This is a genomic window from Anaerovibrio sp. RM50, assembly GCF_000622005.1.
Taxonomy (GTDB): domain Bacteria; phylum Bacillota; class Negativicutes; order Selenomonadales; family Selenomonadaceae; genus Anaerovibrio.
This window is the reverse complement of sequence record NZ_JHWV01000006.1, coordinates 149851-162600: the sequence shown is the minus strand read 5'-3', so window position 1 is coordinate 162600 and position 12750 is coordinate 149851. Positions and strand designations below refer to the sequence as shown.

Here is a 12750-nt window from a genome sequence, read left to right as displayed (position 1 = left end):
ATTTTAATGGATGAGTTTGATTTATTGGAAGACAATTTAAGGGGGATGGTGGGAAACCACTATACCCAGGTTCCTGGGCTGGGAGCCGTTTTAATAAAGAATGGCAAGCCTGTTTTCAGCTTTTGTGGCGGATATGCTGCCTTTGGCAGGGAACAAAAGCTCTTTAAGGCAGATTCCCTTTTCCGCATTGCCTCCGTTTCCAAGCAGTTTACTATTTATGCTCTTATGCAGCTGGTGGAGGCGGAGCAAATAGGCCTTGATGATGATGTCAGTGATTATCTTGGCTTTCAGCTCCGTCACCCGGAGTTTCCTGATGAGAAAATTACGGTGCGAATGCTGGCCAATCACACCTCCGGACTTCGTGACGGGGTAGTTTACTGTATTCCCCCGGGGTATTCCGTAAGGACCTTTTTTGATCCCGAGGGGAAATTTTATGAGGATGGGGCCCATTTTTCTCCCGCTGATGAGCCAGTGGGAGAATATTTCTGTTACTGCAATCTAAACTATGGCCTTTTGGGCACAATTATTGAGGCTGTAACGGGGGAACGCTTTGACCTTTATTTGCAAAACAATATTTTGAAGGATTTGGATATTATTGGGGGCTATCTGCCGGGAAATTTCTCCGATACTGTGTTTGCCAGTCTGGGAACCCTTTACCAGAAAAAGGATATTGAGGGGGTATGGCGTGATGATATGCCATGGCGCCCTGTAATGGACGATTTCAGGGGCATCAGGCCCGCCAGGGACACCGTGACTATGCAGAATCCCTACGCCCTTCACGATGATCCAAGGGTGTATTCATTGGAGAATTACGAGATTGGCACAAATGCCACATTTTTTGCGCCTCAGGGGGGACTGCGGCTTTCCCTTGAGGGCATGTACAATACCCTTATTATGCTCATGAACAAAGGGGAGTTCAGGGGAAAAACAATTCTGTCGGAAACCTCAATTAATGAAATGACAAGGGCCCAATGGTACTATGACGGAAATAATGGTGATACATGTGATGACACCATTCTGTCTTATGGGTTGGGACTGTATCAGATAAGGGGGGATTCCCCTGCCAGAGTATGCCAGGAGAATGATATTTTCCTTGTGGGGCATACGGGCCAGGCCTTTGGCCTTTATTCCGGCATGTTTTATGTGCCGGGCACCAAAGACGGATTTGTTTATATAATGAATGGTGAAGGCATGGCTGAGGAAGACGGGCGGAGCCGTGGAGAGTTCAGCAATAACTTTATCTGGGAAGAAAAGGTTATGGACGCCCTTTGTCATGCGCTGTAACTAACATTTTGGGGAGGAAGCCAAAGTGCTTAATTATCTGGGAAAACGATTAATAAATTCAATAGTTGTGCTGTGGATAGTAATGACGGTGACCTTTTTGCTTATGCACGCTATTCCGGGTGGTCCATTTACGGCGGAAAAGAACCTGCCTCCTGCTGTTCAGGCCAATATAGAGGCTCGCTACAAGCTGAATGACCCTCTTTCCACCCAGTATATGGATTACGTGGAAAACATTCTTAAGGGAGATCTGGGACCTTCCTTTAAATATGTGGGCCGTTCTGTAAATGATATTATTGGGGAGAGCTTTCCCGTGTCCTTTGAGCTGGGCATGGAGGCCATTATCATCTCTTTAGTGCTGGGGATTCCTGCGGGAGTGCTGGCGGCATATCGGCGCAACAACTGGCAGGACCGAACCGTTAATTTGCTGACCACCATCGGTATTGCGGTGCCGGGGTTCGTGCTGGCGGCCCTTTTGGTGGAGATATTTGCCATGAAGCTGGGGCTGTTGCCAGCTGCCATGTGGCTTGACTGGAAGAGCCGCATACTTCCTGCTTTTGCTTTGGCGGCTATGCCTATGGCCTTTATTACCAGACTGACCCGTTCCAGCATGCTGGAGGTTTTGGGCCAGGATTATATTAAAACTGCCAAGGCCAAGGGACTGGGCACAAGCTATATTCTCTTTAAACACGCCTTGCCAAATGCCCTTATTCCCGTTGTTACCTATATTGGGCCTATGGTGGCAAGCATTTTGACGGGCTCCTTCGTCATTGAAACCATTTTTGCCATTCCCGGGCTGGGCAGCTATTTTGTAACCTCCATTTACAATCGTGATTATACCGTTATTTTGGGCGTTACCATATTTTACAGTGCCATTATTATTCTCATGAATATGATTGTGGATATTATTTATCCGGTGCTGGATCCAAGGATTAAAATTGGGGAGAGGGAGGATTAATATGAATAAGGAATATGATTTTTCTCCTCTTGCCAGGACTGAGGCAGCTTTGGCACTGGAGGCAGAACAGGCCCCTTCCATGGGCTACTGGCAGGATGCCTGGATTCGGCTGAAGAAGGACAAGGCCGCCATGGCGGGAATGATTTTTATTGGGCTGATGATGGTGGCTGCTATTTTCATTCCCATGTTTTCCGGCATCTCCTATGAGGATCAGGACTTTGCCAGCACCAATATGGCACCTACTATGGAGCATATTTTTGGCACCGACAATCTTGGCCGTGATATGTTTATCCGTGTTCTCTACGGTGCCCGTATTTCTTTGTCCATCGGTGTGGTGGCTTCTCTGATAAATCTATTTATCGGGGTCCTTTACGGGGGCATCTCCGGATTTGTGGGAGGACGCACTGACCGCATTATGATGAATATTGTGGATATTCTCTACAGCGTGCCAACCCTTTTGTACGTAATTTTGCTGATGGTGGTTTTTAAGCCGGGACTAATGAATATTTACATTGCCCTTGGTATCAGCTACTGGCTGCAGATGGCCCGAATTGTCCGCGGTGAGGTGCTGAAAATAAAGGAGCAGGAATTCGTACTGGCTTCCCGCAGCATGGGAGCAAGTCCCGCCCGCATTCTTTTGAAGCATCTTATTCCAAATTCCTTGGGTGTTATTATCGTGTCATTGAGCCTTTCCATTCCCGATGCCATCTTTACTGAGGCCTTTTTGAGCTTCATCGGCCTTGGCGTATCTGCGCCAATGGCCAGCTGGGGAGTCCTTTGCTCCGATGGTATTAATACTCTGGGTGCATATCCCTTCCAGCTGTTTTTCCCTGCAGTGGCCATCAGCTTAACCATGCTGGCCTTTAATTTCTTCAGTGACGGACTGCGGGATGCCCTGGATCCGAAAATGCGCCGTTAAGAGGGGAGGAGCTTGAAGATGATTTTGGAAATTAATGATTTATCAGTGGGCTTTCACACCTATCGCGGCGATGTAAAGGCAGTACGGGGAGTAACCTTCAATGTTGATGAAGGGGAAGTTGTAGGCATTGTGGGGGAATCCGGCTGTGGCAAAAGTGTTACTGCCCATGCAGTAATGGGGCTTCTGCCGGAGGAAAATTCCTTTATAAATCAAGGCAACATTAAATTATTAGGCGAGGATATTACCAATAAAACTGATAAGGAAATGGTGAAGCTGCGGGGCACCTCCATGGCCATGATTTTTCAGGATCCCATGACTTCACTTAATCCTGTGCTGACCATTGGCCAGCAGATGACAGAGGGTATTATTAAGTCCAAGGGCTTAAACAAAAAAGATGCCCATGAGGAAGCCCTGGCCCTTTTAAAGCGGGTGGGGATTCCCAAGGCGGAGGAACGCATGAAGGCCTATCCCCATGAATTCAGCGGCGGTATGCGCCAGCGTGTTATGATTGCCATGGCCCTTATTTGCAAGCCAAAGCTGTTATTTGCAGATGAGCCTACCACGGCCCTGGATGTAACAATTCAGGCCCAGATATTGGAGCTTTTGGATGAGCTGCGCCGTGAAATGAAAATGTCAATTGTGCTTGTTTCCCATGATCTGGGGGTTATTGCCCGTATTTGTGACAGGGTTAACGTTATGTATGCGGGCCGTATTGTGGAGTCGGGAACAGTGGGGGAAATTTTCCATAACCCACAGCACCCCTATACAAAGGGCCTTTTAAATTCACTGCCCCGTGTAGACAGGGCAGATGATGTGGAGCTGCCGGTTATTGAGGGCCATCCTCCTGATTTGCTTTATGATATTAAGGGGTGCAGCTTTGCTCCTAGATGTGGCGATGCTATGAAGGTTTGTGCAGCTTGTTGCCCAAATAATGAAAATATGGGTAAGGAGCATTGTGTGGAATGTTGGCTCCCAGCCCGTGACAGAGAGGAGGGGCACCATGAATAATACAGAAAGTCCAAATATCAAGCCCTTGCTTTCCGTTAAAAATTTAAAGAAGCATTTTGTTACCAAGAAGAATTTCTTTGGTCATCCCAAGGAATACGCCTATTCATTAAATGGTATTTCCTTTGATATTAACAAGGGAGAGACTCTTGGACTGGTTGGTGAGTCCGGCTGTGGCAAGACCACGGCTGGGAGAACCATTATGGGTATATACAAGCCTACGGATGGTGAGGTATACCTTCACGGTGAAAGGCTGGATTTGACCAAGGGACCGGAAAAACGTATTCAGATGATTTTTCAGGACCCATATGCCTGTCTTAATCCCCGCATGACTGTAGGGGAAATCATCGGTGAGCCACTGGAAATCAACCATGTCTATGAGGATAAAAAGGCAAAGCAGAATCGTATATATGAGCTGCTGGAGCTGGTGGGACTTAGCAAGGAGCAGGCCAACCGCTTTCCCCATGAGTTCAGTGGCGGCCAGAGACAGCGTATCGGCATTGCCAGAGCTTTGGCGGTAAATCCTGATATTATTATCTGCGATGAGCCAATTTCAGCTTTGGACGTTTCCATTCAGGCCCAGGTGGTTAATCTTATGAGACGGCTTCAAAAGGAGCTGGGGCTCACGTATCTCTTTATTGCCCACGATCTGGCCATGGTTAAATACATAAGTGACAGGGTGGCAGTTATGTATATGGGAGAGATTATGGAGCTGGCGGAGGCGGAAGCCCTTTATGCCAACCCTATGCACCCTTATACAAAGTCATTGCTGGCGGCTATTCCGGTACCTGACCCTGATGTGCATCAGGATATATCTATCATTAAGGGAGAAATAGGTGCCGCTGATGTGGTGGGCTGTCCGTTTGCTCTCCGTTGCAGCCAGGCCAGTGACAGATGTTTTAAGGAAAAACCTGTTATCAAGGATGTTGAGGGACATAAAATCGCCTGTCATTTGTTGTAAATATGTTCCTGCAAAAAATGCAATAGCCACATAAGCAATATAAAAGCGCGAGGTGACGATTCTGCCACATCGCGCTTTTTAAATGTCTTGAATTATAATCCCATTTCAACAATATCAGCCACAGTCATACACATGCCCTTTACTGCCTTCAGTGCCATTTCCCTGCCGTAGTCACCTTTGGCGGCGGCAGTAAATTCTGGGGTGTGGGCCGCTATATTATCACCGATTTTTATTTCCGGCTGAATGGTTGGAACCACATGGCTAACATTTCCCACATCCGTGGAGCCGTCGGCATAATCATCTGGGAAGGTCTTAATATCCTTAATCCCAAGGCTGGAGAAATTGTCCTTGGCATAGTTTTCCAGCTTTTTATGATTTATCATGTTTTTGAACAGAGGCTCATAGTGGTATAAATCCACCTTAGTGCCGTGATCATCGGAAACCCTTTTGGCCAAATCCCTGATTTTTGGCAGCATTGTTTCCTCAAGATATGTGGTGTTAAGGGAGCGGATAGTGGCCCTCATAACGGCCCTGTCGGGAATTATATTGGGAGCAGTGCCCCCCTCAGTGATTATCTTTCCCAGAATATAAGGCTCAGTGAAGGTTTTTTCCAGCTCCTTCAGCTCAGTGTAAAAATCCACCAAAGCATCCAGGGCATTTATGCCATGATAATCCGGGTCCGCCACATGGGCAGGCTTTCCCTTGAAGGTTATCTGCAGGGGATGGGTGGCGTATGAAGTGCCCCCGAAGGTGGTATCACTTCCAGGATGACAGATAAGAGCGGCTGTCAGTCCATCAAATACTCCCGCTTCACTCATCATTACCTTGCTGCCAATAGTTTCTTCGGCGGGACATCCAAAGAGATGAACGGTGATTTTATCCTTGAGTAATTTTCCACAGATTATGGCGGCGGTAGTGCTCATGGCGGCAATAAGATTATGGCCGCAGCCGTGGCCTATTTCCGGCAGGGCATCGTATTCTGCCAAGAAGCCAATGTGAATATCACCATTCCCATAGGAAGCCTTAAAGGCAGTGGGGAACTGGTCCTTCAGCACATCATCTACAGTGAAGCCTTCGTTTTTTAGCAGCTCCCGGAGATAAGCGGAGGCTTTTACCTCCTCACAGCCCAGCTCCGGGTTTGCATGAATGTAATCAGCTATATTATTTAATGTTTCTTTATTTTTTTCTGCCAGTGAGCAGAGAACTTCCTTTATGTCGGACATATTGAATCCTTATTACTTGTGAGCCTTGATGAGGTCAATTACACCCATAGGGGAGCAGTAATAGCCTGTAAGCTTAGGATTTACAGCAATAACCTGGGAGGTGTAGTACAGCGGAATAATTACACAGTCATCAAAGAGCTTCTTTTCGGCCTGATGCATGAGCTGGGCACGCTTTGCAGGGTCCACTTCTTTATGAACAGCCTTCATGATGGCATTGTATTCAGCATTGTGATACTGGGCATCATTATCCTTGGCTGTAAATACATCAAGGAAGTTCACAGGATCAGCAAAATCAGCAATCCAGTTGGCAGTAGCCACCTGATATTCGCCATTTTCACGGGAGGCGTAGAATACCTTTGTTTCCTGATTTGTAAGCTCAACATTAACGCCCAGGGCAGATTTCCACATGGCCTGGATGGATTCAGCAATAGCCTTGTTCATTTCATTGGTGTTGTAAAGAATGGTTACAGGCTCACCGTTATATCCAGATGCTTCCAGCACCTTCTTGGCCTTTGCCGGATCTTCAACGACAAGGGAACCGCTTTCACTGGCAAAGTCCTTGCCATTAACCAGAATATCTGGTGGAATAAAGGTTATTGCAGCCTTTTTGCCATTTCTGACTACCTTTTCAATCATATCTGTGCGGCTTACAGCCATGGCAAAGGCCTTACGAACCTCAACCTTGTCAAAAGGAGCCTTGGTTACATTGAACACATAATAAGTGGTACCAATCTGTGGCTCAACCTTGTAGAGACCCTTTTCCTTCAGGCGATCCTCATCAGCAGGTGGTGGATCCAAAATAAGGTCAGTCTGGTTGCTTTCCAGCATGGTAAGACGGGTGCTCTTGGACTCGCTGATAGGCATCTTAATAGTGTTGGAAGCAACTACAGAAGGATTCCAGTAATTTTCATTCTTTTCAAGGACGATTTCACCGGAATGAGCCCATTTGGTAATCTTGAATGGTCCATTGCCCACGATAGTTTCAGCATTGCCTGCCCAGCCATCCTTGTTTGCCTCAACTGCGTGCTTTGGTACTGGATAGAAAGCATGGAATGCGGTGAGGTCAAGGAAATATGCTGCTGGCTCTGCGAGCTTAACCTGCAGAGTATTATCGTCCACAGCCTTAATGCCTACCTTATTAGCACTTCCCTTTTCGCTGTTATAATCCTCTGCACCTTCAATTATGAAAAGCATATATGCATTGCCGGAGGCAAGCTGAGGATCCAGTACACGCTTCCAGGAATATTCAAAATCCTTGGCAGTGATAGGAGTGCCGTCAGACCACTTTAAATCCTTGCGCAGATGGAAGGTATAGGTAAGTCCGTCGGCAGACACATCCCATTTTTCAGCCAAAGCAGGCTGAGCCACACCCTTTTCGTCAATACGGGTAAGGCCCTCAAAAATAGCCAGCTCCACATCGCTTTCAGAAAGCCCGTAGGTTATGGCCGGGTCAAGGGAGGATGGCTCATTGGACAGGGCCATGGAAATAGTCTTGGAGTCAGAGGCGCTGTTTGAACCACAACCTCCGGCCATCAAGAGAAACATAAATACGGCGAAAATCGCCAATAAAGTTCTTTTTCTCATAGCTTATTCTTGCTCCTTTTGGTTTATATTTTGTTGATTTAAACAACATTGCGTTCATTATAACATCTTTCAATATTATTTAGAAAACAAAAATATCAAAAATGTAAAATTATCAATCAGGCCTTTAATTGACTTCTTTTGGTTAATGAAATATCATAAAATGTAGTGATTTAATAGGGAGAGCGAAAATATAATGACAGATAAGGATTTTTATATTGATGAGATTTCCCCGGAGCTTTTTGCCAAAATGGAGGGCAAATCCTTTGCCAAGCATTGCACCTTGCCGGTGGTGGATCTGAGGTATATTCATTTCCTTCATAAGAATTTGGAGGGGGAGACCCTTGAGGGGGAGATGGTTTGCAATTTCCATATTGCAGAGCGTCTGTTGGACATTTTTGAAAAGCTGTATGAGTGCAGCTATCCCATGGAGAAGTTCCGTCTTATTGATGAATACGATGCAGATGATGACAAATCCATGGCGGATAATAACGGCTCCTGCTTCAATTTCCGTCTTGTGGCCCATACAAACCGTATTTCCAAGCATGGCCTGGGGCTGGCGGTGGATATAAATCCACGGTACAACCCTTATATAAAGCCACTGGATGACGGCAGTATCTACATCGTGCCGGAAAACGGAAAGGAGTATTGCGACAGGGAAAAGGATTATCCCTACAAGGTTGTTAAGGGGGACCCTTGCTGCAGGCTCTTTGAGGAAAATGGCTTCGACTGGGGCGGTGACTGGGATGAGGAGAAGGACTACCAGCACTTTGAGATTCCCCGGGAGCAGATAGAAAAATGGTATCCTGACTATTGATGTTGATTTTTAAGCGTAGAACAAAATGTTTTGTATGGAGGGTAATAAATGAGCAATTTACTGATTAAGGGCGCCCATGTTTTGTTGGATGATTATACCGTTAAAGAGGCTGATATTGCCGTTAAGGACACTGAGATTCTGGCCATTGGCGATATTCCTGCTGCTTTTAAGGCAGATAGAACGGTTGATGGAAGTAACCATTTTGCCGCCCCGGGCTTTGTAAACGGCCATACCCATGCCTCCATGACCATGCTTAGAAGCTACGGCGACGATATGGAGCTCATGGACTGGCTCAACAACCGCATCTGGCCAACTGAAGCCAAAATGGTGGAAAAGGATATTCGTGTAGGTGGCGAGCTGGCCCTTTTGGAGATGATTAAAACTGGTACTACCACCTACGCAGATATGTATGGTCCTCACATGGAGTCCGTTATCGAGGCTACCATCAAGGCTGGTATCCGTGGTGTAATTGCCCGTGGTGCCATCGGTCTTTTCCCTGCCGGCCGTCAGATTTTGGAGGATAATGTTAATTTATTTGAAAATTATCATGGGGCCGGAAATGGGCTTATTACCATTATGATGGGTGTTCATGCCCCATACACCTGCCCTCCTGAGTTCTGTGAGTACGCAAGGGAGCTGGCTGCAAAGCATCAGATTCCTATTCACATTCACATGAACGAGACCCAGGCGGAAATTAAGCAGATACAGGAGCAGTATGGCAAGCGTCCATTTAAGTACATTGAGGACACTGGCCTTTTCGATTTCCCTTCCATTGCTGCCCATTGTGTATGGCTGGATGACGAGGATATTGCCATTATGAAGAAGCACAATATTTCTGCAATTCATAATCCGGGCTCCAATATGAAGCTGGCCAGCGGCGTTTCCCCAGTTCCACGCCTCCTGAAAGAGGGGATAAATGTGGCTCTGGGTACTGACGGCGCTTCTTCCAATAACAATCTTGATATGCTGGAGGAGGTTCGTCTGGCAGCAATGCTTCACAAGGTGAATGAATTGGATCCATTGGCAGTTCCGGCCAAGGTGGCTCTCCAGCTGGGTACTGAAAACGGTGCCAAGGCCCTTCTTCTGGATAAGGTGGGCAAGCTGGCTCCTGGCTACAAGGCTGATATTGTGCTTTATGATATGAACCGTGCTGACTGGTGTCCTCGCCATGATCTGGTATCACTGCTGGTATATTCTGCAAGCTCAAGCTCCGTGGACGCAGTAATCTGCGATGGTAAGGTTATTATGGAAAAGGGCACTGTTCTCACCATGGACGAGGAGAGAATTCTCCATGAGGCCCAGGAAACAGCCATGGATTTGGTGAATAGATAAAAAAGAGCGGTACAGCCTTTATTTGACTGTATCGCTTTTTTGATTTGTCTGCATTTTGTCTGCGTTAGGTGTCTTGTCTGCATTTTTTGACAGCATTTTCTCAAACTCGTCAGAAGTATGTTTGAGCATTTTGTCTGTTGCTTTTGTGTATAGCTCCATGGTTATGTTTATCTTTTTATGACCCAGTCTAGCTGCCACCTCTTTTGGATTTACATTTGCTTCTGCCAGCATGGTTGCGTGAGTGTGCCTGAAAGAGTGAGAGTTCAGCCCCAAGGTCCTCAGATACGAATATGAACGTAAATGTGTCATAGGTCTGCCATCGTTGTACGTTGTTATAAAGTGGAGTTCGTTCAGATGGCTCATGTCCAAACTGGATGAAGCTACAGTCAGAATACCGTCATTATCACAGTAGCTTCTCTTGTACCCTTTACCATACTCCAAAGCATTATGTTCCTGCTGTTCCTTCCAGTGTTTAAGTTCTTCCATAAGCTCTGAATCGATATAGATTTTCCTTATGCTTGACGATGTTTTTGGCTTCTTGATGTAGTGAACGCCATCCACCCAGACAAGCTGTTTAGTTACCTCGATGATACGATTTTCAAAGTCTACTGAATCCCATGTTAGACCGCATACTTCACCGATACGCATACCAGTATGATAAGCAATGAAAAGAGTCATGTGCATGCAATGACCAAAAGGATATTTTTTCATAGCTTCAGCGAATTTTTCTTGTGTTATAATCTGTCTTTTTATAACGCCCTTTTTGGCATTCTTCGGTATGTGTATTTCTGCTGCTGGATTGTAGCGTATAAGCTCTGCTGGATATACTGCATAAGCAAGAGCAAGCGAAAGTACAGACTTGAATTGCTTGATATAGCTTTCTGAATATCCCTCGTCTGCCAGCTCTATAAGTGCTTCATCCACGTCTCTTGGCTTCAGCTCCTGAATGTGTATCGAACCTAGCATGGAGCTGACTTTTTTGATTTTGTCTGAGTACAGCTTACGTGTCGCCATTGCCAGTCCAGCCTTATGCTTTTCAAACCAGATATCAAGAAGCTCTGCAACAGTAGGGTTTTCAGACCTGATACCGATACCGCCATGCTTCCAGTCTGCATAGGCTTCAATGCCAGCATCGTAGGCTTCCTCCTCGGTGGCAAAGCCACCTTTTTCGATAACCTTCCGCTTGCCTTCAGGAGTCTTGCCAGCCTCAAAAATGTATGAAAATGTCTGACCTCGTTTCCGTGTTCTGACCTTCGCCATGATATTTTTCGCTCCCGATCATCAGAATTTTGACCCAAAATGAATGAAAAATTGATATGTTTATCCAGTAAACCTGTTGTAAAAATAGGTTTATTTTTTTGCAAATTTTCGACATTTCCTACAATAAAACATACTTCCGTAACAAATCTGTAACAGTTCCGTGACGATGTTGGTACAACTTCGATACAGTATTGGTACGAGTCTGTTACAATTTCGTTACGCCAACCGATACAGTTCCGATACGACTTTGTACCAAGTCTGTTACAGGTCTGTAACGAGTCCGTTACGAATCCGTTACAGGTTCGTTACGACATTGTACCAGACCCGTTACAAGTCCGTTACGAAACCGTTACATCGGCATTTTTTATGGTTATTTTGCTATACGAAATACGACTGTTACAAATCCGTTACAAGTCTGTTACAGGTCTGTAACAGGTTCGTTACGAGTCTGTAACGAATCCGTTACGATTTCGTCTCTATAGGTTAGGTTAGGATAGGTTAGTATAGGTTAGTATAGGATAGAGTCTACTACTAGTTCTACTACTACTAGTAGAGAGTAAATATGTTAGTACATATCATACTGTGTACATACTGTACTGTATTTAAGGAGTAGCAGTAGTCGCAGTAGGCTATTTGGGACCCAGGATTGTCCATAGCAGTGAATGAGTATCAAGCAGTGATGTCTCAATGCCAAGTCGTTCTGATATATGTTTTCTTATCTGCTGGAGGATGCTGTTGTATTCCGTGTAGTTTTCGTATGTGATGTTCCCTGATGTTTTGAAATCAATGCCTAGATCATCAAAGATTTTGTCGAAATGACTTGGAGCAAGTGGCATAAATTGATTGCGGTCTCGCAGGAAAAATAGAGCAGCGACCACATCATAGTTTCGTACCTTTTCTGCAAGGTTGTTGAATGCCATTTCAGCATCAGTCGAAGTGAAGACATCATAGACCAGCTTTTCAGCTTCGTCTGGCTTTGACACCAGATATTGCTTGAGATTGTCTATGTTAATCCAGAATGCGAGATTGTTTACGGTCTTTTGAAAATTTTCGTCAATAAATTTTGCAATCTTGCCAGAGCCGATATCTTCAGGAGTGAATTTTTTGGCAAGCCACTTCATGCGGAATGTAGCTGCCATGCTCAGCTTGTACCCTTCGAGTTCCAGATAATATGGATTTGCGGCAAAGCTTACTATGCCACTTTTACGCATGTTGTCTGCAAATTCGTCAATCCCCTTGTCGAGAATCGTGAAGTTGATATTTTCCATAAAGAATCCCCCTATTTCAAGTTTTTGAATTATCGAAAAAGAGAAGAAAAGCTTATGAATATGACCGTTTGTGCGTGTCGAGGGCAGACTTAGGACTATGTATGCACATAGTAGTAAGTCCGCCATGATTTTACATGGCTGGAAA

Annotated in this window: 11 protein-coding genes; 7 read left to right on the top strand and 4 right to left on the bottom strand. The window is 45.5% G+C overall.

The genetic code is table 11. The features are described 5' to 3' along the window. Nucleotides 1-6: 6 nt before the first annotated feature. The 5 genes from T525_RS14205 (at nucleotide 7) to T525_RS0104415 (ending at nucleotide 5124) form a co-directional block, all read left to right on the top strand. Nucleotides 7-1284: a serine hydrolase gene (locus tag T525_RS14205; RefSeq protein WP_051533403.1), complete on the top strand. Its 1278-nt coding sequence runs from the start codon at nucleotides 7-9 to the stop codon at nucleotides 1282-1284. Nucleotides 1285-1309: 25 nt separating this feature from the next. Continuing rightward, on the top strand, nucleotides 1310-2239 hold the full coding sequence (locus tag T525_RS0104430; RefSeq protein ID WP_027406207.1) for an ABC transporter permease: 930 nt from the start codon (nucleotides 1310-1312) through the stop codon (nucleotides 2237-2239). A 79-nt stretch (nucleotides 2240-2318) separates the two neighbouring features. Continuing rightward, nucleotides 2319-3158, top strand: a complete 840-nt coding sequence (locus T525_RS0104425) for an ABC transporter permease (protein WP_369751937.1) — start codon at nucleotides 2319-2321, stop codon at nucleotides 3156-3158. A gap of 18 nt (nucleotides 3159-3176) precedes the next feature. Continuing rightward, complete coding sequence (locus T525_RS0104420) at nucleotides 3177-4166, top strand: ABC transporter ATP-binding protein (RefSeq protein ID WP_051533402.1); 990 nt, start codon at nucleotides 3177-3179, stop codon at nucleotides 4164-4166. Further along, nucleotides 4159-5124, top strand: coding sequence for an ABC transporter ATP-binding protein (locus T525_RS0104415; protein ID WP_027406204.1), 966 nt, complete (start codon nucleotides 4159-4161; stop codon nucleotides 5122-5124). The genes T525_RS0104420 and T525_RS0104415 overlap by 8 nt, the downstream gene beginning before the upstream one ends. A gap of 92 nt (nucleotides 5125-5216) precedes the next feature. On the opposite strand, the gene T525_RS0104410 is transcribed toward T525_RS0104415, so the two are convergent. Beyond that, nucleotides 5217-6347: an amidohydrolase gene (locus T525_RS0104410; RefSeq protein ID WP_027406203.1), complete on the bottom strand. Its 1131-nt coding sequence runs from the start codon at nucleotides 6345-6347 to the stop codon at nucleotides 5217-5219. A 12-nt stretch (nucleotides 6348-6359) separates the two neighbouring features. Further along, nucleotides 6360-7931 carry a peptide ABC transporter substrate-binding protein gene (locus tag T525_RS0104405; protein ID WP_027406202.1) on the bottom strand — a complete coding sequence of 524 codons (1572 nt, stop codon included), beginning with the start codon at nucleotides 7929-7931 and terminating at the stop codon, nucleotides 6360-6362. A gap of 193 nt (nucleotides 7932-8124) precedes the next feature. Here T525_RS0104405 and T525_RS0104400 point away from each other — a divergent pair, with 193 nt between their 5' ends. Beyond that, nucleotides 8125-8745, top strand: coding sequence for a M15 family metallopeptidase (locus T525_RS0104400; RefSeq protein ID WP_027406201.1), 621 nt, complete (start codon nucleotides 8125-8127; stop codon nucleotides 8743-8745). 48 nt (nucleotides 8746-8793) lie between these two features. Next, complete coding sequence (locus tag T525_RS0104395) at nucleotides 8794-10077, top strand: amidohydrolase (RefSeq protein ID WP_027406200.1); 1284 nt, start codon at nucleotides 8794-8796, stop codon at nucleotides 10075-10077. An 18-nt stretch (nucleotides 10078-10095) separates the two neighbouring features. Here T525_RS0104395 and T525_RS14200 read toward each other — a convergent pair whose 3' ends face one another. Together T525_RS14200 and T525_RS0104385 are read right to left on the bottom strand one after the other, a co-directional pair. Continuing rightward, nucleotides 10096-11337 carry a site-specific integrase gene (locus T525_RS14200; RefSeq protein ID WP_051533401.1) on the bottom strand — a complete coding sequence of 414 codons (1242 nt, stop codon included), beginning with the start codon at nucleotides 11335-11337 and terminating at the stop codon, nucleotides 10096-10098. 629 nt (nucleotides 11338-11966) lie between these two features. Further along, a complete protein-coding gene (locus T525_RS0104385; RefSeq protein ID WP_027406199.1) occupies nucleotides 11967-12605 on the bottom strand; it encodes a hypothetical protein in 639 nt (212 codons plus the stop codon). Nucleotides 12606-12750: the final 145 nt, after the last annotated feature.

Excerpts from the sequence above, each read along its gene's own strand:
- T525_RS0104420 (WP_051533402.1), top strand. The coding sequence starts at position 3,177 with ATGATTTTGGAAATTAATGATTTATCAGTGGGCTTTCACACCTATCGC.
- T525_RS0104400 (WP_027406201.1), top strand. The coding sequence starts at position 8,125 with ATGACAGATAAGGATTTTTATATTGATGAGATTTCCCCGGAGCTTTTT.
- T525_RS0104425 (WP_369751937.1), top strand. The coding sequence starts at position 2,319 with ATGGGCTACTGGCAGGATGCCTGGATTCGGCTGAAGAAGGACAAGGCC.
- T525_RS14200 (WP_051533401.1), bottom strand. The coding sequence starts at position 11,337 with ATGGCGAAGGTCAGAACACGGAAACGAGGTCAGACATTTTCATACATT.
- T525_RS0104415 (WP_027406204.1), top strand. The coding sequence starts at position 4,159 with ATGAATAATACAGAAAGTCCAAATATCAAGCCCTTGCTTTCCGTTAAA.
- T525_RS0104405 (WP_027406202.1), bottom strand. The coding sequence starts at position 7,931 with ATGAGAAAAAGAACTTTATTGGCGATTTTCGCCGTATTTATGTTTCTC.
- T525_RS0104410 (WP_027406203.1), bottom strand. The coding sequence starts at position 6,347 with ATGTCCGACATAAAGGAAGTTCTCTGCTCACTGGCAGAAAAAAATAAA.
- T525_RS14205 (WP_051533403.1), top strand. The coding sequence starts at position 7 with ATGGATGAGTTTGATTTATTGGAAGACAATTTAAGGGGGATGGTGGGA.
- T525_RS0104385 (WP_027406199.1), bottom strand. The coding sequence starts at position 12,605 with ATGGAAAATATCAACTTCACGATTCTCGACAAGGGGATTGACGAATTT.
- T525_RS0104395 (WP_027406200.1), top strand. The coding sequence starts at position 8,794 with ATGAGCAATTTACTGATTAAGGGCGCCCATGTTTTGTTGGATGATTAT.